The 25557-nt window shown below is 29.0% G+C and carries 23 protein-coding genes and 1 other annotated feature; of the genes, 18 read left to right on the forward strand and 5 right to left on the reverse strand.

All coding sequences use genetic code 11. The features are described from left to right. Positions 1 to 96 precede the first annotated feature (96 nt). Together ACEXNK_RS12720 and htrA are read left to right on the forward strand one after the other, a co-directional pair. Entirely contained in the window at positions 97 to 1446 is a 1350-nt protein-coding gene (locus ACEXNK_RS12720) for a glucose-6-phosphate isomerase (RefSeq protein ID WP_373598922.1), read from the forward strand. Between the two features lie 162 nt (positions 1447 to 1608). Continuing rightward, complete coding sequence (htrA, locus tag ACEXNK_RS12725; RefSeq protein ID WP_373598923.1) at positions 1609 to 2697, forward strand: serine protease HtrA; 1089 nt, start codon at positions 1609 to 1611, stop codon at positions 2695 to 2697. Positions 2698 to 2743: 46 nt separating this feature from the next. On the opposite strand, the gene feoB is transcribed toward htrA, so the two are convergent. Together feoB and ACEXNK_RS12735 are read right to left on the reverse strand one after the other, a co-directional pair. Beyond that, the gene (gene feoB / locus ACEXNK_RS12730; RefSeq protein ID WP_373598924.1) at positions 2744 to 4651 is read right to left on the reverse strand and encodes a ferrous iron transport protein B; all 1908 of its coding nucleotides are present in this window, start codon (positions 4649 to 4651) and stop codon (positions 2744 to 2746) included. Between the two features lie 12 nt (positions 4652 to 4663). Then, positions 4664 to 4885 (reverse strand): FeoA family protein, encoded by a 222-nt coding sequence (locus ACEXNK_RS12735; protein WP_373599080.1) that lies wholly within the window; start codon positions 4883 to 4885, stop codon positions 4664 to 4666. A 175-nt stretch (positions 4886 to 5060) separates the two neighbouring features. Here ACEXNK_RS12735 and ACEXNK_RS12740 point away from each other — a divergent pair, with 175 nt between their 5' ends. From ACEXNK_RS12740 to pepF, 6 genes are all read left to right on the forward strand, one after another. Further along, positions 5061 to 5570 carry a Gx transporter family protein gene (locus ACEXNK_RS12740; RefSeq protein ID WP_373598925.1) on the forward strand — a complete coding sequence of 170 codons (510 nt, stop codon included), beginning with the start codon at positions 5061 to 5063 and terminating at the stop codon, positions 5568 to 5570. A gap of 65 nt (positions 5571 to 5635) precedes the next feature. Then, entirely contained in the window at positions 5636 to 5809 is a 174-nt protein-coding gene (locus ACEXNK_RS12745; RefSeq protein WP_373598926.1) for an aspartyl-phosphate phosphatase Spo0E family protein, read from the forward strand. 98 nt (positions 5810 to 5907) lie between these two features. Further along, entirely contained in the window at positions 5908 to 6744 is an 837-nt protein-coding gene (locus ACEXNK_RS12750) for a mechanosensitive ion channel family protein (protein WP_373598927.1), read from the forward strand. A 125-nt stretch (positions 6745 to 6869) separates the two neighbouring features. After that, positions 6870 to 7523: an MgtC/SapB family protein gene (locus ACEXNK_RS12755; RefSeq protein WP_373598928.1), complete on the forward strand. Its 654-nt coding sequence runs from the start codon at positions 6870 to 6872 to the stop codon at positions 7521 to 7523. Between the two features lie 45 nt (positions 7524 to 7568). Then, entirely contained in the window at positions 7569 to 8420 is an 852-nt protein-coding gene (locus ACEXNK_RS12760) for a DegV family protein (protein WP_373598929.1), read from the forward strand. Positions 8421 to 8445: 25 nt separating this feature from the next. Next, complete coding sequence (pepF, locus tag ACEXNK_RS12765; RefSeq protein ID WP_373598930.1) at positions 8446 to 10230, forward strand: oligoendopeptidase F; 1785 nt, start codon at positions 8446 to 8448, stop codon at positions 10228 to 10230. Positions 10231 to 10333: 103 nt separating this feature from the next. Here the strand turns inward: pepF and ACEXNK_RS12770 are convergent, their stop codons facing one another. Continuing rightward, positions 10334 to 12115, reverse strand: coding sequence for a glycoside hydrolase family 35 protein (locus tag ACEXNK_RS12770; RefSeq protein ID WP_373598931.1), 1782 nt, complete (start codon positions 12113 to 12115; stop codon positions 10334 to 10336). A gap of 491 nt (positions 12116 to 12606) precedes the next feature. On the opposite strand from ACEXNK_RS12770, the gene ACEXNK_RS12775 reads away from it, so the two are divergent. The 7 genes from ACEXNK_RS12775 to ACEXNK_RS12805 all read left to right on the forward strand — a co-directional run bounded on the left by ACEXNK_RS12775 (position 12607) and on the right by ACEXNK_RS12805 (position 20625). Further along, entirely contained in the window at positions 12607 to 13428 is an 822-nt protein-coding gene (locus ACEXNK_RS12775; RefSeq protein WP_373598932.1) for a phosphate ABC transporter substrate-binding protein, read from the forward strand. Positions 13429 to 13445: 17 nt separating this feature from the next. Then, positions 13446 to 14351, forward strand: a complete 906-nt coding sequence (gene pstC / locus ACEXNK_RS12780) for a phosphate ABC transporter permease subunit PstC (RefSeq protein WP_373598933.1) — start codon at positions 13446 to 13448, stop codon at positions 14349 to 14351. Between the two features lies 1 nt (position 14352). Beyond that, positions 14353 to 15177 carry a phosphate ABC transporter permease PstA gene (gene pstA / locus ACEXNK_RS12785; protein ID WP_373598934.1) on the forward strand — a complete coding sequence of 275 codons (825 nt, stop codon included), beginning with the start codon at positions 14353 to 14355 and terminating at the stop codon, positions 15175 to 15177. Position 15178: 1 nt separating this feature from the next. Next, positions 15179 to 15934, forward strand: a complete 756-nt coding sequence (pstB, locus tag ACEXNK_RS12790) for a phosphate ABC transporter ATP-binding protein PstB (RefSeq protein ID WP_373598935.1) — start codon at positions 15179 to 15181, stop codon at positions 15932 to 15934. 49 nt (positions 15935 to 15983) lie between these two features. Beyond that, positions 15984 to 16637 carry a phosphate signaling complex protein PhoU gene (gene phoU / locus ACEXNK_RS12795; RefSeq protein ID WP_373598936.1) on the forward strand — a complete coding sequence of 218 codons (654 nt, stop codon included), beginning with the start codon at positions 15984 to 15986 and terminating at the stop codon, positions 16635 to 16637. 161 nt (positions 16638 to 16798) lie between these two features. Then, positions 16799 to 17611 (forward strand): polysaccharide deacetylase family protein, encoded by an 813-nt coding sequence (locus tag ACEXNK_RS12800; RefSeq protein WP_373598937.1) that lies wholly within the window; start codon positions 16799 to 16801, stop codon positions 17609 to 17611. A gap of 65 nt (positions 17612 to 17676) precedes the next feature. After that, positions 17677 to 17908: a binding site (T-box leader), on the forward strand. A 53-nt stretch (positions 17909 to 17961) separates the two neighbouring features. Beyond that, a complete protein-coding gene (locus ACEXNK_RS12805; protein ID WP_373598938.1) occupies positions 17962 to 20625 on the forward strand; it encodes a valine--tRNA ligase in 2664 nt (887 codons plus the stop codon). Between the two features lie 106 nt (positions 20626 to 20731). On the opposite strand, the gene ACEXNK_RS12810 is transcribed toward ACEXNK_RS12805, so the two are convergent. Further along, entirely contained in the window at positions 20732 to 21616 is an 885-nt protein-coding gene (locus tag ACEXNK_RS12810) for a DMT family transporter (RefSeq protein ID WP_373598939.1), read from the reverse strand. 148 nt (positions 21617 to 21764) lie between these two features. Here ACEXNK_RS12810 and ACEXNK_RS12815 point away from each other — a divergent pair, with 148 nt between their 5' ends. The 3 genes from ACEXNK_RS12815 to ACEXNK_RS12825 all read left to right on the forward strand — a co-directional run bounded on the left by ACEXNK_RS12815 (position 21765) and on the right by ACEXNK_RS12825 (position 25264). Beyond that, on the forward strand, positions 21765 to 22388 hold the full coding sequence (locus ACEXNK_RS12815) for a PH domain-containing protein (protein ID WP_373598940.1): 624 nt from the start codon (positions 21765 to 21767) through the stop codon (positions 22386 to 22388). Positions 22389 to 22565: 177 nt separating this feature from the next. Beyond that, positions 22566 to 23864 (forward strand): RsmF rRNA methyltransferase first C-terminal domain-containing protein, encoded by a 1299-nt coding sequence (locus ACEXNK_RS12820; RefSeq protein WP_373598941.1) that lies wholly within the window; start codon positions 22566 to 22568, stop codon positions 23862 to 23864. Positions 23865 to 23968: 104 nt separating this feature from the next. Next, positions 23969 to 25264 carry a bifunctional folylpolyglutamate synthase/dihydrofolate synthase gene (locus tag ACEXNK_RS12825; protein WP_373598942.1) on the forward strand — a complete coding sequence of 432 codons (1296 nt, stop codon included), beginning with the start codon at positions 23969 to 23971 and terminating at the stop codon, positions 25262 to 25264. Positions 25265 to 25305: 41 nt separating this feature from the next. Here the strand turns inward: ACEXNK_RS12825 and ACEXNK_RS12830 are convergent, their stop codons facing one another. Beyond that, positions 25306 to 25557 carry a TIGR03905 family TSCPD domain-containing protein gene (locus tag ACEXNK_RS12830; RefSeq protein ID WP_373598943.1) on the reverse strand — a complete coding sequence of 84 codons (252 nt, stop codon included), beginning with the start codon at positions 25555 to 25557 and terminating at the stop codon, positions 25306 to 25308.

The raw sequence follows: 25557 nt of genomic DNA on the forward strand, positions 1-25557 counted from the left end.
TTATAAAAAAATATTATAATTAATTGGAAAAAAGTTTTATTGTTTGATATAATTCCTATGTGTAATAAAATTTTAACAATAAGGAAGGGGTACACTATGAAAAAGTTAAGTTTTGATTATAGTAACTCAATAGGATTTTTTAATCAGCAAGAAATCGATTGTATGAGTGAATTTGTAAAGGTTGCTCACGATATGATACATAATAAAACAGGTGAGGGTAACGATTTCTTAGGGTGGGTTAATTTACCTGAGAATTACAATAAAGAAGAATTTGAAAGAATAAAAAAAGCTGCAGATAAGATAAAGAAAGATTCAGATGTACTTTTAGTTATAGGAATAGGTGGATCTTACTTAGGTGCAAGAGCAGCTATAGAAATGCTAGGACATTCTTTTAGAAACAACTTAGCTAAAGAAGATAGAAAATCTCCTGAAGTTTATTTTGTAGGTCAAAATATAAGTTCTACTTATATGATGGACTTATTAGATATTATAAAAGACAAAGATGTATCTATAAATGTTATATCAAAATCAGGAACTACAACAGAACCTGCTATAGCATTTAGAGTATTTAAAGAATTCTTAGAAAAGAAATATGGAAAAGAAGAAGCAAGTAAAAGAATTTACGCTACAACTGATGCTAAAAAAGGTGCATTAAGAATGCTAGCAAATGAAGAAGGTTATGAGACTTTTGTAATACCTGATGATGTAGGTGGTCGTTTCTCAGTATTAACTCCAGTTGGATTATTACCTATAGCAGCAGCAGGAATAGATATAGATAGTATAATGCAAGGTGCTAAAGATTCTATGAATGATTTTAACAATCCTAATTTAGCGGAAAACTTTAGTTACCAATATGCAGTAACAAGAAATTTACTTCATAGAAAAGGTAAAGATGTTGAATTAATGGTTAACTATGAGCCTAGCTTACACTATGTTGGTGAATGGTGGAAACAATTATATGGTGAAAGTGAAGGAAAAGATAACAAAGGAATATATCCTGCTTCAGTAGATTTTTCTACAGATTTACATTCTATGGGACAATATATCCAAGAAGGTAAGAGAATATTATTTGAAACAGTTTTAAATGTAGAAAAAGCTAGAAGAGAAGTGGTTATAAAAGAAGAAAAGGTAGATTTAGACGGATTGAACTACTTAGCTGATAAAACAGTAGACTTCGTAAATAAAAAGGCATTTGAGGGTACTCTATTAGCTCACACAGATGGGTCTGTTCCTAATTTAATAGTAAATATACCTCAATTAGACGAATATAACTTTGGATATTTAGTGTATTTCTTCGAAAAAGCGTGTGCATTAAGTGGATATATACTAGGAGTAAATCCATTTAATCAACCTGGGGTTGAAGCATATAAAAAGAATATGTTTGCTTTATTAGGAAAACCAGGATTTGAAAAAGAAAAAGCAGAACTTGAAAAAAGATTAAAATAGTTAAGGTTTAATTAAGGATAGAATTATATAATAACACTATACAGAAAAGTTTTCTGTATAGTGTTATTTATTTTAAGTATATTGAAATGATAATCATCAAATAATATTATTAAAATTTGGGTATAACTTAATAAAACAAAAATAATCAGGAGGGATAGTTATATGAGTGAAAATGGCAAGAAGACTAGTATAGCGCTGATTGTAATAGTAAGTATAATAAGTGCTATGATAGGAAGTTTTATTACAGCTTTTGTACTTGGAGATAAGTTAAACGGAAAAGGCAATGAAGCGAGTAAGCAAAATATAGTAGTTAACGATAGTGGGAAAAGTCAAAATGTTTATCATGCAGTTACTGATAAAGCAATGCCTTCAGTTGTCGGTATAACTACAACAACTATAGATACAGATAATATGTTTGCAATACCTCAACAATCTCAAGGTGTAGGTACAGGATTTATAGTTGACTCAAAAGGATACATATTAACTAATTCACATGTTGTATCTGATGGAAAAGCATCTGATGTAACAGTTTTATTCAATGATGGATCTACAACAAAAGGAAAAGTGTTATGGAATGATCCTAGTATAGATTTAGCGATTGTAAAAGTTGAGAAAACTGGATTACCAGTAGCTGACCTAGGGGATAGTGATTCAGTAAGAACTGGAGATATAGCAATAGCTATAGGGAATCCTTTAGGATTAGAATTCCAAAAAAGTGTTACACAAGGAATAATAAGTGGGCTAGATAGAAGTATACAAACAGAGCAATCTAGTATGACAGGTCTTATACAAACAGATGCTAGTATAAACCCTGGTAATAGTGGAGGGCCTTTACTAAATGACAAAGGTCAAGTTATAGGTATAAATACAGCAAAAGCATCAGGAGCTGAAGGGTTAGGATTTGCAATTCCTATAAATACAGCTAAACCTATAGTAGATCAAATTATAAAAGACGGTAAATTTGAAAAAGTAACTCTAGGTATAAAAGGAATAGATGTTAAAACATTTGAAACTGCAACAGGTACAGATTTAGAAGCTGATGAAGGTGTTTATATAGCAGAAGTAATAGCTAATACACCAGCTCAAAGATCAGGAATACAAGCAGGGGATGTTATAACTAAAGTAGGAGATACTAAGATAACATCAATGAGTGATTTAAATAAAGCTCTATATCAATACTCTGTAGGAGAAAGTTCAAAGGTAATTGTTAATAGAGGTGGAAAAGATATAACTATAGATGTTAAATTCTAAAGATAAATAAAAAAGATGGGATTATAATCCCATCTTTTTTTATTAGTTATTTAGCTTTAGCACTAGGACAAGATCCTTGACTAGCACAACCTGAACAACCAGAACATCCGCTCTTTTTTGATTTTACATTTTTGTAAAGTATAAATAATGCTACTAATATTATTAACCCACCTACAACTAATTCTAATGAAGCTGATGTATATAAAGCAGATCCAAATAGATTTATTATAAAAGATACTACCCATGCAACTGCGAATTGGTATATTGCAGATATAAACATCATTTTACTTCCGTATTCTTTTTTCATAGTAGAAAGTGCAGCTATACAAGGAGTGTATAATGCAGAGAATACTAAGAATACATAAGCTGTTAATGGAGTGAATACTGTAGGTAATACAGTTTCTAAGTTTCCGTAAACTACACCCATTGTACTTACAACAACTTCTTTTGCACTTATACCAGTTAATATAGATACACCTGCTCTCCAATCATTAAATCCTAGAGGAGCAAATATTGGTGATATAAAGTTACCTAATGAAGCTAAGAAACTATTATTTATATCAGTTGTAAATCCATTTAAATTAAAATATGATAATCCCCATATAACAACAGACATAGCAAACATTATAGTACAAACTTTTATTAAGAACCCTTTAGCCTTAGACCAAGTTGTTTTTAATAAAGCGCTAATTGTTGGCAATTTATATTCAGGAAGCTCAAGAACAAAAGGTTCTACTTCCGCTTTGTAAACAGTTTTATTTAAAATTAAAGCTACTATTATAGCAACTACTACGCCTAATAAATAAAGAGAAGTAGTAACTATAGGAGCATTTTTAGGGAAGAATATTCCAACGAATAATGCGTAAATTGGAACTTTAGCACCACAAGTCATAAGAGGTGAAATAAGTGCAGTTATTTTTCTGTCTTTTTCACTTTCTAATGTTCTAGTAGCCATTATAGCTGGAGATGCACATCCAAATCCCATTATCATAGGTATAAATGCCTTTCCAGATAATCCAACTTTTCTCATTATATTATCCATTAATACTGCTGTTCTAGCCATATAACCACTATCTTCAAAAAATGTCATTCCTAAGAATAACACAAATATTAGAGGGAAGAAAGGTAAAGCACCTGCTAAACCACCTATGATACCATCTACTATTAAAGAGTGGAACCAAGGGCTAGAATTTGCTAATAAAGCATCTGCTGGAGTTGCTATATAATTAGTTATTAAAGTTTCAGTTAAATCCTGTAAAGGAGCTCCAACCCAGTTAAAAGTGAACTTAAATAGTATTAATAATGAAGCGATAAATACTGGATAAGCTAATATAGGATTTAAAACTATATTATCTATCTTACTACTAATGCTTTTTCTATTTTTTGAATCTGACTTCATTGATTTGCTTAATATTTCTTCTATTTCTTTGTAAGTATTAAGTTCATTTCCGAAATCTTTTTTATAGTTAAAAGTAGAAGATATAGCTGATTTTATATCAGATTCTATATTATCAAGACCTTCTTTTTTCTTAGCAACTATAGGAATTACCTTAACTCCTAATTCTTTTTCTAATTTTTTTGCATCTATATTTATACCTTTAGACTCCGCAACATCAATCATATTTAATAAAAGTATAATAGGTTTATCATATTGCATAAGTTGTGTAGTTAAATATAAGTTTCTATCTAAATTTGATGCATCAACAACATCTAATATTACATCAACATTTCCGTTTTCTAAAAAGTCTTTAGAAACTTTTTCTTCATTTGAAAATGTATCCATTGCGTATATACCAGGTAAATCTACTATTTTTATATCATTACCTAAAAATCCTTCTTTTTTATCTATTGTAACACCTGGCCAGTTTCCAACATATTGCTTAGAACCAGTAAGCAGGTTGAATACAGTTGTCTTACCTACATTAGGGTTACCGAATAAAGCTACATTAATCAAGTTGGTACCTCCTTATTTTTTTAAGCTTATATTTTTTGCGTCTTTTTTTCTAATAGCTAAGTCAAAACCTCTAAAATGAATAACTAAAGGATCTCCTAAAGGAGCTATTTTTGTAACTTCTATTTCTGTACCATTGATACACCCTAGAGCTAGAAGTCTTTTTGCTAATTTCTCATCACCGTATATATTATCTATAATGCCTTTTTGGCCTATTTTCAAGTCGTAAACAGTCATCATTAACACCTCCTAATGAGTTTCATTCTCAATTAATCATAATATAAATATATCACTAAATGTTCAAAAAGTCAATATATACTAAAGACATTGACTAAAAATAATTAATTTAAATATAAATATTATGATAATATATATTTAAAATAAATTAATTAAAAGGGGAGATCAAATACATATGAAAACAAAAAAGTTAACGTATATGTCTTTAATGATAGGGTATAGTTTAATTTTATATATAATAGAAAGTTATATGCCAAATCCTCTTATTGCTATATTTCCAGGAGCTAAGTTAGGGTTAACAAATATAATAACATTAACTTCTTTAGTTATATTTGGAGTAAAAGATACATTTATAATTTTATCTGTAAGAATTTTAATGTCATCAATATTTGCAGGACCTATGTCCACTTTATTATTTAGTATAGCAGGAGGATATTTAAGCTTAATATTAATGACAATTGCTTTAAAATTAGATAAATTTTCATTGGTTGGAGTAAGTGTAATAGGGGCTATAGGGCACAATGTAGGGCAATTAATTGTAGCTGGATTGATTATAAATAATAGTATGATATTTGGATATTTACCATATATGTTAATAGCATCTATAATTACAGGAGTATTTGTAGGAGTTACATCTAAATACATGGTAAATAAATTACAATATATTACGAAAAACGTTTGTTGACATGATAGGGAAAACATTGTTAAAATAGAAGGGTATATATATAAATTTGTAACCGTGGTGATAATATGACTAATAATGAACTGGTTTTACTAAAAAAAGAAATTGAAGCATTAAGGGAAGAAATCAATACCTATATAGAATATCCAGATATATTTAAAGAAGAGCTGGTTAGTACTAGTAACAAAATTGATGAAGCTATAAACAAGTATATAAAATTAAGCCAAGAGTCTTCTAAATAATATATGAAGACTTTTTTTATGTAAGTATACCATTGTATATATAAGTTAATAATTTATAACTGAGGTGTATATTAATTGTTGAAAGAAAGGTAGTAATCATGATTTTAGCAAGAATAGTAAACTCGGTTATAATAATTTTGTGCGCTTATATATTACTTAAAATAATTCAATACTTTGTAAAGAAAATATTTGAATTTACAAGATTTGATGTTAGGTATGAAAATACTTTAAGCAGTCTTTTATGTTCAATGGCATATTATATTATATTTATATTGGCTATAATACTTTTACTTAAAGAATTTAAAATAGTTGATGTAACTAAATTTAGTACTTTAGTTACAGGAGCCAGCATAGTAGGATTAATTGCTGGGGTTGCATCACAGAGCATACTAAAAGATATATTTAACGGTTTCTTTATTATATTTGAGAAACAACTCCAAGTCGGGGATTTTGTAATCTTAAATGAAGAGTTTAGAGGGACAGTAGAAGAAATTGGGTTGAGAAGTACAAGTCTTAGAGATTGGGACTTAAGAAGAATAACTATTCCTAATGGTAATATATCTAGTATAAGAAACTATAGTAAAACTAAAATGAGAGTAGTTGTTAGTGTTAGAGTTTCGTATGAGGAAGATCCACTAAAAGTAATTAATGCGTTAGAAGAGGTCTGCCAAGTTTTAAATGAAAGACATAAAGAAATATTATGTATAAAAAAAGGTAAGGAGTCTATAGGCTCATTTAAAGTCTATGGAGTTACTGATATAGAAGAAGAATGTATTGGAGCAAAGTATACTATAACTGGAGTTGTTCAATCACAAAAATATTTTAGTGTTCTTAAAGATACAAAGCTTCAAATACTTATAATGTTCAGAGAGAAAGATATTAGCATAGCTTATCCAACTCATATAAATGTATTAAGGAATGATAGGAAGAATTAGTATAAAAGACTATTAAATATAGTCTTTTTTTGCATTTTAATAAAATATCAATAATTTAATACTCGTAATAATAACCAAGATATAAAAATATAAATAATATATCTAGTTATAAAGGGGGAGTATTAATGACAGCAAAGGAAATTGTAACAAGATTATTAGTAGCTCTTGTTATAGGGGGATTAACAGGGATTGAAAGAGAAAAGTCATATCAATTTGCAGGCTTTAGAACACATATATTAGTAGCGATAGGTTCATGTATAACATCAATTACATCTGTTATATTATTTATGGAGTATAGTAGCAAAACTAATTTAGACCCATCTAGATTAACTGCACAAGTTCTATCAGGTATAGGTTTTTTAGGAACTGGAGCAATATTAAAGAATTCTAGTGGGATAAGAGGACTTACTACAGCAGCAGGAATTTGGGCAACAGCTTGTATTGGAATAGCTATAGGTTATGGACAGTACACATTAGGTATACTAGCATGGTCATTTGTAATGATAACTCTTTATATACTAAAAAATATAGATAAAATAATTTTTAGAAAAAATCAAAATATACTTACTATACACATAGATAATATAAATGTAATATCTACGATTTATAATAAACTTGAGAAATCTCAAATAAAAGTGAATAATATTGATGTAGTTAATGGAGAATACTGCTATGTTGTAAACTTTTTTATCATTTATGATAGACGAATTATGATAGAAAAGATAATATTAGAATTAAATGAGCTAAAAAATATAATAAATATAGATTATTTACATTAAAATATATAAAATAAAGATAGCTAGAAAAAAGTTGAGGTGTATGAATTGGAAAAAAACATAAGAGTAATAATTGAAGGATCAACAGATTTTCCGAAAGAACTTTTAGATGAAATGGGAGTTAAGGTTGTAGGAATAAATATAGCATTTGGAGAAGAAAGTTATATAGGTGGAAAAGACATTGATGAAGAAACGTTTTATAAGAAGATGAAGGGATGTAAGGAATTGCCTAAAACATCTAGTCCATCTCCTGAGAGATTTATAGAAATGTTTGATTGCGAAGAAGAAGAGATATTAGTTATAACACTGACTTCTAAACTGTCTAGTACGTATAGCAGTGCTGTGTTAGCTAAAAATATATATTTTGAACATAATCCAGATACTAATAAAAGAATAGCAGTTGTAGATTCATTAAGTGGATCTATAGGTGTAGGATTAATGGTGTATAAGGCAAATAAATTAATAGAAGAAGGTAAGTGTCTTAAAGAGGTAGTTGAATATTTAGAAGAAGTTAAAAATGATATTGCCTTTTATGGAGTACTAGATACACTTGAAAATGCTATAAAAGGTGGAAGAGTAAATCCAATAGCTGGAAAATTAATTAATGCACTTAATTTCAAAGTTATTATAGAGATTGCACAAGGTGAAGTTAAGCCTATAGACAAAGCTAGAGGAGAAAGTAATAGTATGAAAAAGCTATTTGAAAAAGTTAAAAATAGCGTTCATGATATAAAAAATAAAACCCTAGTTATAGGTCACGCAAACTGTGAAGAAAAAGCTTGTAAAATTGCTAAACATATAGAAGAAAATTATGAACATAAGGACATAATAATATCAAGTATAGGACCTGTTATGGGAACTTATACATCAGAAGGAGCTATATTAATAGCAGTTCTTTAACAAGCTAAAGAAAAGGAGTGAAATTATGGGAGTAGATAGAAATACAATAGAACAAGAATTTAAATGGAACATTGACTCTATGTATGAATCCCCAGAATTAATAAAAGAGGATATTGATAGGGTAAATATGCTTATAGAAGAGCTAAAATCTTATAAAGGTAAGCTTGCAGATAGTAAAGAAAACCTTTATAAAGTACTTAATGATTCAGAAAAAGCATCGAGAATCCTTCAAAACTTATATGTATACACTCATATGAAGCAACATGAAGATACAAGAAAAAATGAAAATCAAGCAAGAGCTACGAAAACAGAAATGCTTTCAACTGAATTATCTATGGCAACATCATATATGGTTCCAGAGATAATAGCTATGGATGAAAACAAATTAAAAGAATATTTAAGTGATGAAAAGTTAAGTTTTTACAAAAAGTATATAGATGAAATTTTAAGAGAAAAGCCACATACTCTTACAGAAAAAGAAGAAGAAATTTTAGCTGCAGCATCAGAATTAAGTGGAGTAGCTGAAAATGTATATGAGATGTTTTCTTTTGCAGATTTAAAATTCCCAGAAATAAAGGGAGAAGATGGAAATGACGTAAGAGTTACTCACGGAAATTATTCCTCATTTTTAAAGAGCAAGAATGCTAGAGTTAGAAAAGATGCATTTGATGCAGTTTATAAAACTTATGGAGAGTATAAAAATACATTTGCATCAACTTTATATGGTGGAATTAAAAGTGAAATATTCTATTCTAAGATGAGAAACTATAAATCTGCAATAGAAAGTTCATTATTCCAAGATGATATAAGTGTAGATGTATATAACAATCTTATAGATGCAGTTGATGAAAGTCTAGATGTACTAAATAAGTATGTTGATATAAGAAAAAAATATCTAAATTTAGATGAAATGCATATGTATGATTTATATGTACCTATAACTTCAGATTTTGATATGAAGGTAACTTATGAAGAAGCTCAAGATATAATATTAAAAGCATTAAAGCCTTTAGGAGAAGAGTATCTAAGTGTAGTTAAAAAAGCCTTTAGTGAAAGATGGATTGATGTCTATGAAAATAAAGGTAAGCAAGGTGGAGCTTATTCATGGGGAAGTTATGATTCATCTCCTTACATATTAATGAGCTATAAAGATGATTTAAACTCTTTATTTACATTAATACATGAATTAGGTCACTCAATGCATAGTTACTATTCAAGAAGTAATCAAGAATATCTATATTCTTCATATAAGATATTTGTTGCAGAAGTTGCATCTACATTAAATGAATTATTACTAGTAAACTATTTATTAGATAATGCAGACTCTAAAGAAGAAAAAATCTACTTATTAAACTATTATTTAGAGCAATTTAGAACTACAGTATATAGACAAACGATGTTTGCTGAGTTTGAAAAAATAACTCATGAAAGAGTAGAAGGTGGAGAACCATTAACTGCTAAAGAGTTTACAGAGATATATTATGACTTAAATAAAAAATATTATGAAAAATCATGTGTAGTAGATGAAGAAATAGGTTTAGAATGGGCTAGAATACCTCATTTCTACTCAAACTTCTATGTATATAAATATGCAACAGGATTTTCAGCAGCAAGTGCTTTAAGCGAAAAGATTTTAAATGAAGGTGAAAGTGCAGTTGAAAAATATTTAGAATTCTTAAAGAGTGGAGGATCAGATTATCCACTTAATCAATTAAGAGCTGCTGGGGTAGATATGGAAAAGAAAGAATCTATAGAAAAAGCTTTAGAAGTATTTAAAGAGCTAGTAGATGAATTAGAAAAAATAAAATAGTTTTAAAATAAATAGAGGATGTAAAACACGGTATATATACTGTTATTTTACATCCTCATTTATTTAAGTTTATATACTGCTTCTATATAAAACTAAGATTTGATTACTTATGAATTTCAATATAATTCGGTTTATTATCTAAGAAGATTACATCTTTGTATTTTCCTTCTGTTTCAAATATAACTATTTTGTTGATACCTTCTTTTAGTAGTGGAGCTGGTATATATAAATAATTAGTTGGACCTATATCCCAGAAACGACCTAAATTAAATCCGTTTATAAATGCGACACCTTTCCCAAAATCATCTGCATTTAAGAACGTATCTCCTAATTCATTAACTTCAAATTCATACTCATAAAACGCAGGTGTATTTTCCTTGTAATCTCCTGAAAAATCAACTTTATCTATATTATTTAATTCTAAGCAGTAATGATCCCATCCAGTATGTAAATGAATATCTATCATAACTCCGCCCTTTATACCTTTTCTTTGAGAAGGAGATAGTAAATTAGGACCATAGTTAACTCTACCTACATTTTCAACTAGAATATCTAGTATATTATTATCTTCTTTTTCTAGTTGTAAAGTTTGGTTTTTGCTAACAAACTTCTCTTTGTATAGAGTAGAATGATAGTTTTCATTAATAAATACCTGAGCTCTATCGTCCATTCCTACTAACTTAAATCTCTCTAAATTGTTTTTGCTACCTATATTAGATCTATATAATATATAACCATAATTTTGATCAAGAGCTTCCATGTTTAAGGTATTTTCACTATATATAGGTTTAGATATAGTATCTAAAGTAGAAAATAAACTTACTTTATTTTTTAACTCAACACTTCCGTAAGATATCTTTTTTATATTAGTAGAGAAATCAACGTTAGGTATTTCGGCGTAGTTAGATATTACTTCTTTAAATTTATAGTATTTTTCTGTAAATTCACCGTGTTCATTAAGTAAAGCATCATAATCATAGTTTGTAGTTTGCGGAGAAATTTCATCAGGGCAACAGCATCCATTGTAAAATCCGAAGTTTGTACCTCCATGATACATATAAAAGTTAACATGGCCCATATCAAGCATGTCTTTTAGTTCATTGGCAGCGTCTTGAGCATCTCTTCTTTTAAATTCTTGTCCCCAATTACTAAACCAACCTAGCCAGAACTCCATACACATCATAGGTTTTTCTAAATTGTTTTTTTCTAGAAACTCTTTGAAATATCCAAATTGTTCTTTTGTTTTAGAACCGAAGTTAACAGTTGGCAATACATCTTCATCTAAGATTGTTCCAGATTCTAAAACTTCTCTCCAGGCTCCATCAGATGTAAATAAAGGAACTTCACATCCATATTTAATCATCATATTCTTTAAGTTTTTTAAATAAATTTTATTATTACCAAAAGATCCATATTCATTTTCAATCTGCATCATTATAATAGGTCCGCCTTGAGTTGCTTGAAGTGGATAGATATGTTTGAACAACTCTGCAAAATATTTATCTACGGAATTTAAAAATATTTCACAATTACTTCGTACTCGTATAGATGGATATTTCAAAAGCCATGCAGGTAGTCCACCAAATTCCCATTCTGCACAAATATAAGGTGTAGGTCTTAAAATTACCAATAATCCAAGGTCTTGAGCTAATTTAGTGAATTTGGCTAAATCTTTTTGACCTTCAAAGTCGAATACACCTTCCTTAGGTTCATGAAAATTCCAAGGTACATAAGTTTCCACTGTATTACAACCTAAAGCTTTTAATTTTTCTAGTCTATCAGTCCAATACTCAGGTACAACCCTGAAGTAATGTAAGGCACCAGATATAATTTTAATTTTTTTATCATTAAGATAAAAATCTTCCCGTATATCAAATTTATACACTTGTTATCCCCCTGCTTTAAAAAATTTTTCGGACACTCCATATATCACAAAATGAAATCACAATAAATCATGCGATTTATAAACTATGAAACACCTCCTTACAATTATATTTTTGTAATATTTCTAATTATCTTCCAATTAAATCTAATACACTATTCTTTATGCTTATTTATAATTCCTTCTTTTTGCAATTTTCTTTAAATTTCATAATTGTGATATTCAATAACATATAAATAAAAAAATTCTTAAATTTATTTATATAGAATAAAATACAGAAAAACATTTGATATTTATAAAATTAATCTTTAAAAGAACAATAAGTTAATATTTATGTATTTACGCTCCCTTAACATTTCTTTACAAGTATTTAACTTTATTTACTCTTAGTTAACCTTTATCTAATTTAGATTTAACATAGAAGCTTTATTATTAAAGCATAGCAAAACAAAATGAAATCAAAACAATTTAAATAAAACATTGGAGGGAATACTATGTTTAGTAAAAAGATAGGAGTTTTATTAGCAAGTACTATAATGATAGGAGCTTTAGCTGTAGGGTGTGGCTCATCAGATCAAAACTCAGCTAAACTAGCAATATCAGGATCAACTTCAGTAGGACCGGTAATAGAGAAAGAAGCAGAAGGGTTTAAGTCAGTTAACCCAGATGTATCAGTAGAGATAAATCAATTAGGATCATCAGCAGGAATAAAAGATGCAATAAATGGAGTAGCTGAAATAGGTATGGCATCTAGAGATTTAAAAGAGGAAGAAAAAAGTTCAGGACTTTCAGAAACTAATATAGCTGTTGATGGAATAGGAATAATAACTCATAAAAATAATGGTGTTAAATCGCTTACTATGGATCAAATAAAAGATATATATACAGGTAAAATAACTAATTGGAAAGACGTTGGAGGAAAGGATGCTCCTATAGTTGTTGTTTCAAGAGAAGATGGTTCAGGGACAAGAGATGCTTTCCAGGAAATAGTTGGATATGATTCAACACAGTTAACAACAGAAGCTCAAATAAGTGATGGAAATGGAAATGTAAAATCAACTGTAGCAGGAAATGAAAATGCAATAGGATACACATCATTTAGTTATCTAGATGATAGTATAAGTACAGTTCAAGTAGATGGAATAGAGCCAACAGCAGCAAATGCTAAAGTTGGAGATTATAAATTAGCAAGACCATTCTTATTAGTTTATAAAGAAGATTCATTATCAGAAAATGGAAAGCAATTTATAGACTATGTATTAAGCGAAGATGGACAAAAAGTAGTTGAAGAAGAAGGTTTAATAAGTGTTAAGTAATTAAAATGGAGGTATTTATGTTAGCTAAGGAGCAACTGGTTAGTTCTAAGAGTAATAATAGAACAAAATATACTATAGAAAAAGTAGCAAAAAATATATTTATGATGAGTGCATTAGTAGCGGTAGTAAGCTTGCTACTTATAATAGGTTTTGTTTTTTATAAAGGACTTACACCATTTATAGCAAAAGGGTATTCGTTTATAGATTTTATAACAGGTACTTCTTGGGTTCCAAGTGCAGATCAGTATGGAATTTTACCAATGATAGTAGCATCAATGCTATCAACTATAGGAGCTCTTTTGATAGGAGCTCCAGTAGGAATTCTTACAGCTGTATTTATTGCTGAAGTTGCTCCTAAAAAAGTAGCTAAAGTAATAAGCTCAGGAGTAGATTTATTAGCAGGTATACCATCTGTTTTATATGGATTATTTGGATTAGCGGTTATAGTTCCAACAATACAAGATATGTTTAATTTACCAAAAGGACAAAGTTTATTAGCTGTAATTTTAGTATTATCTATAATGATGTTACCAACAATTATAGCTGTTTCAAAAACTGCTATAAAAGCAGTGCCTAATGCATATAGAGAAGGATCTTTAGCTTTGGGTGCATCTAAAATGGAAACAATATTTAAAGTAGTTTTGCCAGCTGCAAAATCAGGAATATTAGCAGCAGTGGTATTAGGTACTGGAAGAGCATTAGGAGAAACTATGGCAGTTATGCTAGTTGCAGGTAACTCACCAGTTATACCTAACTCTATAATGGATAGTGTAAGACCTTTGACAACTAATATAGCACTTGAAATGGGTTATGCATTCGGAACTCATCAAGAGATGTTATTTGCAACGGGAGTAGTACTATTTACATTCATACTAATACTTAACTTACTATTAAGTAAACTTTCTAATAAGGCAGGCATGTAAAATGAGAAAACTAAGAGAAAATATATTAAAAGCTATAGTTTTATTATCGGCTATATTTACTATAAGCGTGCTAGTTATAATTGTTGGATTTATATTTGTAAAAGGAATTGGTGGTATAAATTTAAAGTATTTAACTAGCGATTATTCAGCAGGTGGAGGTGGCGGAATTCTACCGATGATAGTTACAACTTTATATACAGTATTTTTAGCTATACTTGTAGCTACACCAGTAGGGGTTTTAGCAGCTATATATTTACAAGAATATGCTAAAAAAGGAAAAGTTGTAAATGCAATAAGATTTGCTACGGAAAGCTTAGCTGGAATACCATCTATAGTATATGGGTTATTCGGAGGTATATTCTTTGTTATGACTCTTAAAATGGGATATTCTATACTTGCTGGATCGTTAACAGTAGGAATAATAATTTTACCAGTAATAATACGTACAACAGAAGAGGCTTTAAAAACAGTTCCTGATGGATATAGAGAAGCATCGTTAGCTATGGGAGCTACAAAGTTTCAAACATTATATAAAGTAATAGTTCCAAGTGCAGCACCGGGTATATTATCAGGAATAATTTTATCTATAGGACGTGTAGTTGGAGAATCGGCAGCAATTTTATTAACAGCAGGAACTGTAGCACAAATGCCTACAGGAATATTTGACAGTGCAAGAACTCTGACAGTTCAATCGTATTTAATAGCTAAAGAAACAGGAAACATAGAAGCAGCTGCAAGTGTAGGTGTAGTTTTAATAGTAATAGTATTATCTTTAAATACTTTAGCTAAGTTTATAGTTAAAAAGTTTAGTAAGGAGAGCTACTAAGATGAATAACATAAAAATAAGTGTAAATGATTTAGAATTATATTATGGAGAAAATAAAGCCCTAAAAGGTATAGATATGGATATAAAAGAAAATAAAGTTACAGCTTTGATAGGACCTTCAGGATGTGGGAAATCAACATTTTTAAGAACGTTAAATAGAATGAATGATTTAATAGAAGGTGTAAAAATAAAAGGAGAAATACTAGTTGATGAAGAAGATATATATAAATCTGATGATGTCATAAAATTGCGTACAAAAGTAGGTATGGTATTTCAAAAACCAAATCCATTTCCAATGAGTATATATGATAATGTTGCATATGGACCAAGAATACATGGTATAAGAGATAAGAAAGCATTAGATAAAATAGTTGAAGAAAGTTTAAGAGGAGCTGCTATATGGGATGAAGTTAAAGATAGACTAAATAAATCAGCACTTGGACTATCTGGAGGACAACAGCAACGTATATGTATAGCAAGAACTATAGCTATGAAACCAGAGGTTATATTAATGGATGAGCCAACTTCTGCATTAGATCCTATATCAACATCTAAAGTAGAAGAACTTATAGAAGAGTTAAAAGATAAATACACTATAGTAATTGTTACTCATAACATGCAACAGGCTGCACGTGTATCTGATGAAACAGCATTCTTCTTAAATGGGGAAGTTGTAGAATTTGATGAAACCAAAACTATATTTACAAATCCAAGTGATAAGCGTACAGAAGATTATATAACAGGAAGATTTGGGTAAGATTAAATTTGATATCAAGATAAAAACAATCAATAAAAGGAGTTTTAATATGATCAACAGTAGCTTGGAGTTAAATATAAATACACTTATTAACTATACACTTAAAATGATTGATAAATGTGAAGAAATCTTAGAAGATTCTATAGATTGCATGATAAATAAAGATTTAGAAAAAGCAAGTAAAATCAGAAGTGAAGATGATGAGATAGATGCTTTAAGAGACTATATAAGAGATAGAAGTATTGAACTTATGGCATTAAAACAGCCTATGGCAAAAGATTTAAGATTTGTATATGCATTAGAGAGTATATGTTTAGAGTTAGAGAGAATAGGGGATTACTCAGTTAATATAGCTGATGAAGTTATTAAAATAGGCAACGAAGAGTATATAAAAGAATTAGTTGATATACCTAAGATGAAAGATATATGCATAGAAATGTTAAAAGATGCAAAACTAGCATTACAAAATAAAGATGAAGATTTAGCATATAGTAGTGCTAAAAAAGATGATTTAGTAGATAAATTATATGATTGTGTTCAAGAACATACATTGAAGGTTATGCATGAAAAAGACATAAATATAGATCAGGGTGTAAGAATTCTATTTGTAGGAAGATACTTAGAGAGAATAGGAGATCACACTACAAATATATGTGAAAAAATAATATATGCTCTAAATGGAGACATGGTTGAGATTGGATAAAACTACTAACTAGTAGTTTTATTTTTTTAATATTTTTAGGATTGCAAACATATTTATAAAAATATGAGGAAGTTTTATTAAATAAAGGCTATATAGATTGATATAAGTGTCAATAATTAAACTAATACATAGTTTATAAATAGTATAAAGGGGAAGTGGGGATGAAAAGAAGAATAAAGCCTATTTTTTTAAATTTGTTTGTAATTTTAATACTTTTAATTTTAATATTTTTTACATATGATAAACTAATTAATACTTCAAATGAGAATATTGATATAAATGTAGATTTAATAAATAGTGATACATTAACGTTAACACAACTCATAATCCAAACTAGTGAAATTAATGAAAGAGGACCTAGGCCAAAACCAGAGAAAGTTGCGTACATAACTATTGATGATGGACCATCAAAATATACAAAAGAAATAGTAGATATACTAGAAAAAAACAATGTGAAGGCTACATTTTTTATGGTTGATGGAAATATGAGAAAATATCAACAAGAGCTACAATTATTAGCTAATAAAGGACATTCATTAGGATTTCATAGTGTAAGTCATGATATAGATGTATTATACCAGACGCCAGAAGTAACAGTTTCAGAGTTTAATAAATGTAGAGAAACTTTAGAAGATATAACAAATAAGACATCAAGGCTAATAAGATTACCTTATGGAAGTAAGCCATATGCAACAAAAGAATCATATAAAGCTTTAATAGATTCAGGATATAAAATATGGGATTGGAACTTAGATACACAGGACTGGAGAGCTACAGATAAAGAAATAATTGAAAATGTAAAAATGTATTCAGGACAGTATAACGAAATAGTATTACTAATGCATGAAAAAGAACAGAGTGTAAAAGCACTACAAGGTATAATAGACACACTTAGAGAAAAAGGGTATACTATTTTGCCTATAGAAGAAAATTATAAACATAAAAACTATTGGGAACAAAATTTAACTAAATGAATATAATATTTATAAACATTGACAATAATAGTAGATATTAATATAATTAAAAGATAATAGCATATTTAAAAACTAAGAAAAAGAGGAGTATGCAAACTCAACTTACAGAGAGGAAAGTTCACCGGCTGAAAGACTTTCTAAGAAATGAATTGCAGAAGGTAGCTTTGGAGTTTCTAAACTGAAATAGTAGTAAGTTTAGACGGTGAGAATCGTTAAATTTATTAAGAGTTATATAGAATATAATTAAAACTATTCTATATAAAATTAAGGTGGTAACGCGAGCTTTTCGTCCTTATGTGGATGAAGGGCTCTTTTTTATTATAAATATAAATTATATAGGAGGAATCGATATGGAAAATACTAACTTACCAAAAACGTATAATCCAAAAGACTTTGAATCAAGATTATATTCAAAGTGGTTAGAAGAAGGATTATTTAAATCTAAGCCAAACCCAAATAAAAAGCCATTTACAATAATGCTTCCCCCACCTAACATAACAGGTCAATTACACATGGGGCATGCACTAGACCATACATTACAAGACATACTTATAAGATGGAAGAGAATGGATGGATATGAAACTTTATGGCAACCAGGAACAGACCATGCATCTATAGCAACTGAAGTTAAAGTTGTTGAAAGAATAAAAGAACAAGAAGGAAAAACTAAGTACGAATTAGGAAGAGATGAGTTCTTAAAAAGAGCTATGGACTGGAGAAATGAATTTGGTAGAAAAATAGTAGACCAAATGAAACAGTTAGGAGATTCTTGTGACTGGGATAGAGAAAGATTTACAATGGATAAAGGTTGTAATGAAGCAGTTACTGAGTTCTTTGTAAAATTATATGAAAAAGGTCAAATATACAGAGGAAACAGAATAATAAACTGGTGTCCTGATTGTAAAACTACATTATCTGATGCTGAGGTTGAGCATGAAGAGCATGATGGAAAGTTCTATCATATAAAATACCCAATAGCAGGTAGTGAAGAGTTCTTAGAAATAGCAACTACTAGACCAGAAACAATGTTAGGAGATACTGGTATAGCAGTAAACCCTGAAGATGAGAGATATACTCACTTAGTAGGAAAGCATGCTATTTTACCTTTAGTAGGAAGAGAACTTATAATAGTTGCTGATGATTATGTTGATTTAGAGTTTGGAACAGGTGCAGTTAAAATGACACCAGCTCATGACCCTAATGACTTTGAGGTTGGTCAAAGACATGATCTTGAAAAGATAAACGTAATGAATGAAGACGGAACTATGAATAAATTAGCTGGTAAGTACGAAGGTATGGACAGATATGAGTGTAGAAAACAACTTATAGCTGACTTAGAAGAAGCAGGATACTTAATAGCTATAAAAGACCACAACCACAATGTAGGTTCTTGCTATAGATGTCATACAGTAGTTGAGCCAAGATTATCAGATCAATGGTTCGTTAAGATGGATGAATTAACAAAACCTGCTTTAGATATATTAAAGAAGAAGGAATTACAATTCGTACCAGATAAATTTGATAAGACATATACTCAATGGTTAGAAAACTTAAGAGATTGGTGTATATCAAGACAATTATGGTGGGGTCACCAAATACCAGCTTACTACTGTGAAGAGTGTGGTGAAGTAGTTGTTGCTAAAGAAATGCCAAAAGAATGTAAGTGTGGACATACTCACTTCAAGCAAGATGAAGACGTACTAGATACTTGGTTCTCTTCTGCATTATGGCCTTTCTCAACATTAGGATGGCCTCATAACACAGAAGAGTTAAATTACTACTATCCAACAAGTGTACTTGTAACTGGATACGATATAATATTCTTCTGGGTTGTAAGAATGGCATTTGCAGGAATGTTCTGTATGGGAGAAACTCCATTTGAGCATGTATTAATACATGGTCTTGTAAGAGACTCTGAAGGTAGAAAAATGAGTAAATCTTTAGGAAACGGAATAGACCCATTAGAAGTTATAGATCAATACGGAGCTGATGCTTTAAGATTCATGTTAACTACTGGAAACTCTCCAGGAAATGATATGAGATTCTACATGGAAAGAGTTGAAGCATCTAGAAACTTCGCAAATAAATTATGGAATGCATCTAGATTTGTATTCATGAATATAGATGAAGAAATAATGAATGGTGTAACTAGAGAATCAGTAGAATCTAATATGACTTTAGCTGATAAGTGGATAATATCTAGAGCTAATAACTTAGTTAAAGAAGTTAATGATAATATGGACAAATTTGACTTAGGAATAGCAGCTCAAAAGATATACGACTTTGCTTGGTCAGAGTACTGTGACTGGTATATAGAAATAGTTAAACCTAGATTATACTCTGATGATAAAGCTGCTAAGCAAACAGCTTTATATACATTAACATATGTATTAGAGAAAATATTAAAACTTCTTCACCCATATATGCCATTTATAACTGAAGAAATATACACTCACCTTCCAACTGTAGAAGGAAGTATAGTAGTGGCTGAGTGGCCTCACTACAATGAAACTGACAATATGGCTAAAGAAGAAGAAATGATGAACTTAACAATGGATGGTATAAGAAACATAAGAAATGTAAGAGCTGAAATGAACGTACCACCATCAAAGAAAGCTAAAGTTATAATAGTTCCAACAGCTGAAAAGAAAGAAGCTATGGAAGCTGGAGCTGATTACTTTGTAACATTAGCATCTGCATCAGTAGTTGAAATAGTTGAAGATGAAACTAATGTACCAGAAGATGCAGTAAGTGTTGTTATAGATGGAGTTAAAATATTTATACCTCTTGATGAATTAGTAGACTTTACTAAAGAATTAGAGAGATTAAATAAAGAAAAAGCTAAATTAGAAGGCGAAATAAAGAGAGTTAACGGAAAACTTTCTAACCAAGGATTCTTAGCTAAAGCTCCAGAAAGTTTAGTTAATGAAGAAAAAGCTAAAAAAGAGAAATTCGAAGAAATGATTAAATCAGTTCTTGAAAGAATAGAAAACATAGAAGCTAAAATGAACTAATAAAAATAAGGGACTATCTTTGTAGATAGTCCCTTTGTTTATTAAGATGATATAAAAATTGGGATACCTCAAAATAAAAATTAAATATTTGGAAACATCCTAATTTCTATATATTTATCTTGTCTAACTTTTTATTATACATAAACATATAAAGTGCAGCTGAAAAAATTATAAAATATCCTATAATACTAAACTCATCAGGAATAGTATGAAATAAAAAGATACTCATAATAGTTGCAAAAACTATATTAGTATAGTTGAAAATTGATATTTCTTTAGCGGGAGCATACTTATACGCAAATGTTATTCCAAACTGACCTATAGTTGCAGAAACTCCAGCAAGTATAAGATATGAAAGCTGTAAAAGTGTCATGTGTTTATAAGTTACAAGCATCAAAGGAAAAATTACTATTAATGAAAATAAAGAAAAAATAAATACTATAGTAGCTCCTTTTTCTTTTTTTCCTAAAGCCCTAAGGCAAGTATAAGAAGATGCTGCACATATAGCGCCTGATACTCCTATTAATGCTGGAAGTATATCCATATTAAATGTAGGCCTAATAATAAACAATGCTCCAATAAAAGCTACTATTATAGAAATAAATTGGTTCATACTAACTTTTTCCTTAAGAAATATAGCTGAAAGAATTATTGCAAAAAAAGAACTTAATTGATTTAACATATTAGCATCTGATAAAACTAATTTACTTATAGCATAAAAGTTAAATAATACTCCTAAAGTTCCTGTTGTAGCTCTTAAAAGTAAGAGCTTTCTATTTTCTTTTTTACCAAATAGACTTTCCTTTTGTTTTAAAACCATAATTAAAGCAAATAAAAAAGAAATTGAATTTCTAAAAAAAGTTTTTTGAAATACAGGTAAATTGCCAGATAGTTTAACGAATGTAGACATCATAGCAAAACCAAGAGCAGATGCTATTATACACAAAATGCCTTTGGTTCTATTACTCATATTATTGTTTGATATATCCATGACTAATTCTCCTATTATATTTTGACATTGAAAATTTTACCACAATAATAAACTTACTTCAAATAAACATATATAATTAAGTTAGTCTTTAATGTTAATAATAGTATATAATAATATATAAAATAATTTACAATTAGGAGGGGTTTGTATGGCAGGAAATTTTTTTGGAAAAGTAGCAGCAGATACATTGGGGTTATCTGATATAGGTAAAATAATATCACCTAAAGACTTTGATAAAGTAGATGGCGATGACTACATAATGCATGAAGATGGAGAAAAGATATTTTTCGTTATAAAGTCAAAGTCAGATGAGTATGTTTTTACAAATAGAGGATTATTACATGTAGATGGAGCAACTGCGGTTAGTAAAAAAAGAACTGTAAAAAGACATGAATTTTACTATGAAAGAGTTCATTCTGTAACATTAGAAACAGCAGGAACAGTAGACTTAGATGTAGAAATAAAATTTAGTTTTGGAAATGAAAGTTTTAGTATAGATGTTGATAAAAAACAATTAGAACAATTAAAAGATTTATATAAAACATTAGTTGAAATAGGAATTAAACAAGGTAAAAATAATACTTCTATAGAAGATGGAACTAAAGGTCTTCAAATGGCAAATGATTCTATATCAAGATGTGCATTAGAAGGAAATGCAGTTAATATAGTTAAAGAACTTACAAACTTTAATTTAGACTGGATGGAATCTTTAAGAATAAATTATAGCAATAAAGATTTTACGGAAGTATTTGAAAAATATATAAATAACTAATTAATAAAGAGTTGTCTAATTTTAGGCAACTCTTTAATTTTTTATAGAAAGCGAAGCGAATTTTGTTGATGTGTATTATATAGTTTATTATAATGTTTATAGTTTGAATGAAATTTCATAAAATAGATTATATAGATTAATATATAAAGATATAAGAACTAGGAAGGACGATACAAATTGACAAAACTACCTCAAGAATTTTTAGACGCAATGAAAGATATACTTAAAGAGGAGTATGCTGATTTTATAAAAAGTTATGATGAACCAAAAACAACAGGGTTAAGAGTTAATACTCTTAAAATAAATAAAGAAGATTTTCTAAACTTAAATTTATTTCAATTAAGTCAAATACCATGGGCTGATGAAGCATTTTATTATGATGAAACTATAGATAGACCTGGTAAAAATGCTTTACATGAAGCAGGGGCATATTATTTACAAGAGCCATCAGCTATGAGCGTTGTACCTAAAGTAGATGTTAAGGAAGGTGAAAAGATACTTGATATGTGTGCTGCACCTGGAGGAAAATCTACATATATATTATCTAAATTGAATGATACAGGGCTTTTAGTATCTAATGAAATAAATCCAATAAGAATAAAAGCATTAGGTGAAAATCTAGAAAGATTTGGAGCTAAAAACTGTATTATAACTAATACAGATTCTAATAATTTAAGAAAAGTATTTACAGGATACTTTGATAAAGTTGTAATTGATGCACCATGTTCTGGACAAGGTATGTTTAGAAAAGATGAAGTAGCGATAAAAGATTGGTCTTATGCAAAAGTATTAGAGTGTCAATCTATACAAAGAGAAATTATAAGAGATGGCTATGATATGCTTAAAAATGGAGGAGTATTAGTTTATTCTACATGTACTTTTGCAAAGGAAGAAAATGAAACTGTAATAAATGAATTTATAGAAGAATATAAAAATGCAAAGCTTATAGAAATCGATAGAGTATGGCCTCATAAAGTAAAAGGAGAAGGTCATTTTGTCGCTAAGATACAAAAGTTAGAAGATGAAGATTGCAACACGAAAGAAATAAAAACTAAAAGATTAGATAAAGAGTTAAAAGATTATAAAGATTTTGAAAAAAAATTCTTAAATATAAATATGGGAGATAAATTCGATATAAGAGGAGAAAATCTATATTTAATACCACAAGAGTCACCAGATACAAAAAAATTAAAAGTTTTAAGATATGGACTTCATTTAGGGGTATTAAAGAAGAATAGATTTGAACCGTCTCATGCATTATCACATTATTTAAAACCTGAAGACGTGAAAAATGTTGAAAACCTAAAGTTAGATAATGAAGAAGTTTTAAATTACTTAAGAGGAAATACTATAAGTACAGGACAAAGTAGAGGATGGGTTCTAGTAACAGTAGAAGGAGTGCCTCTTGGCTGGGGAAAAGAATCCAATGGAGTACTTAAAAATCACTATCCAAAAGGACTTAGAATAAATTACTAAATATAGATATAAATAAATGTATTTATAAAGGATTAACTAAGTATTTTGACGAAATTAATAGAAGATAATTAAAATACTTAGTTAATGTATTATGGAGGAATAATATGAATTATAATGAAGCATTAAATTACATACATGAAAGTCATAAATTTGGGGTTAGACTAGGATTAGATAATATAAAAAAATTATTAGAATTACTAGGCAATCCTCAAGAAAACTTAAAAATAATTCATGTAGCTGGAACTAACGGTAAAGGTTCTACTTGTTCATTTATATCAAGCATATTAAAAGAAAGTGGATATAAAGTAGGTTTATATACATCTCCTTTTTTAGAAACTTTTACAGAGAGAATAAGAGTTGATGGAGAAAATATACCTGAAGAAGAAGTAGCTAAAATTGTAGCTTTAATAAAAGAAAAGATAGAAATTATGGTTAAGGATGGATATTCATATCCAACAGAATTTGAAATAGTAACTGCTATGGCGTTTTACTACTATAATCAAAAAGAAGTAGACTTTGTAGCACTAGAAGTAGGACTAGGGGGAAGATATGATGCTACAAATGTTATTGATAAACCATTAGCTAGCGTTATAACTTCTATAAGTTTAGATCATACAGGAATATTAGGAGACACATTAGCAAAAATAGCTTTTGAAAAGGGTGGAATTATAAAAGAAGGATGTCCTACTATAGTATATCCTCAGAACAAAGAAGCTGAAAACGTTATAAAAAATATATGCGATGAAGTGAAATCTACATATATAGAATGTAACTTTAAAGATATAAATATAAAAGAATCAAATATTAATTTCCAAAAATACGATTGTATTATAGGTGGAAAAGAATATAAAGACTTAGAAATAAAATTAATAGGTGATCACCAAGTAAATAATTCAGTGCTTGCACTAAATGTAATAAACTATATAAATTCTAAGGAAAACTTAAATATAAATGAAGAAAGTATAAGACACGGATTAAAAGAAACTAAGTGGCCAGGTAGAATAGAAAAAATAAAAGAAGAGCCAATGGTGATAATAGATGGAGCGCATAATGAAGAAGGAGCTACTTCTCTTGCGAATTCTATAGATAAATACTTTGAAGATAAAAATAAGATATTAGTTATAGGTATGTTAGAAGACAAGGATATAAGTTCTGTGTTAGATTTATTAATACCTAGATTTAATAAAGTTATAACTACTACTCCAGATAATCCAAGATCTATAGATGCTAACAAACTTACAGAAAAAATAGAAAAGTATAATGTAGAAGTAGAATGTAAATCTAAAATAGAAGATGCTGTTAGAGGTGCATTAAAAGTTGCTAGTAAAAATGATGTAATAATATGTGCAGGGTCTTTATATATGATAGGAAATATAAGAACTATAGTTAGGGATATATAAAAATAAAGCATATCGTTTTGATATGCTTTATTTTTATTACATTATTTAGATAATTGCTCACGTAAAGCTTTAGAAAATTGGTCAGGACAAGATGTTGATTTAGTTCCACAAGAAATCCCCTCTAATTTATCAGCTACTTCATTAGCAGGTCTTCCTTCTATTAATTGCTTAAGACCTATTAAATTTCCAGGACATCCTCCAACAAAATCAACATTTGTAACTATATTATTCTCATCGATATCAAATATCATTTCTTTACAACAAACACCTGATGGTTTAAAAGATACTTTCAT

Source organism: Paraclostridium bifermentans (assembly GCF_964259345.1).
GTDB lineage: Bacteria > Bacillota > Clostridia > Peptostreptococcales > Peptostreptococcaceae > Paraclostridium > Paraclostridium bifermentans_B.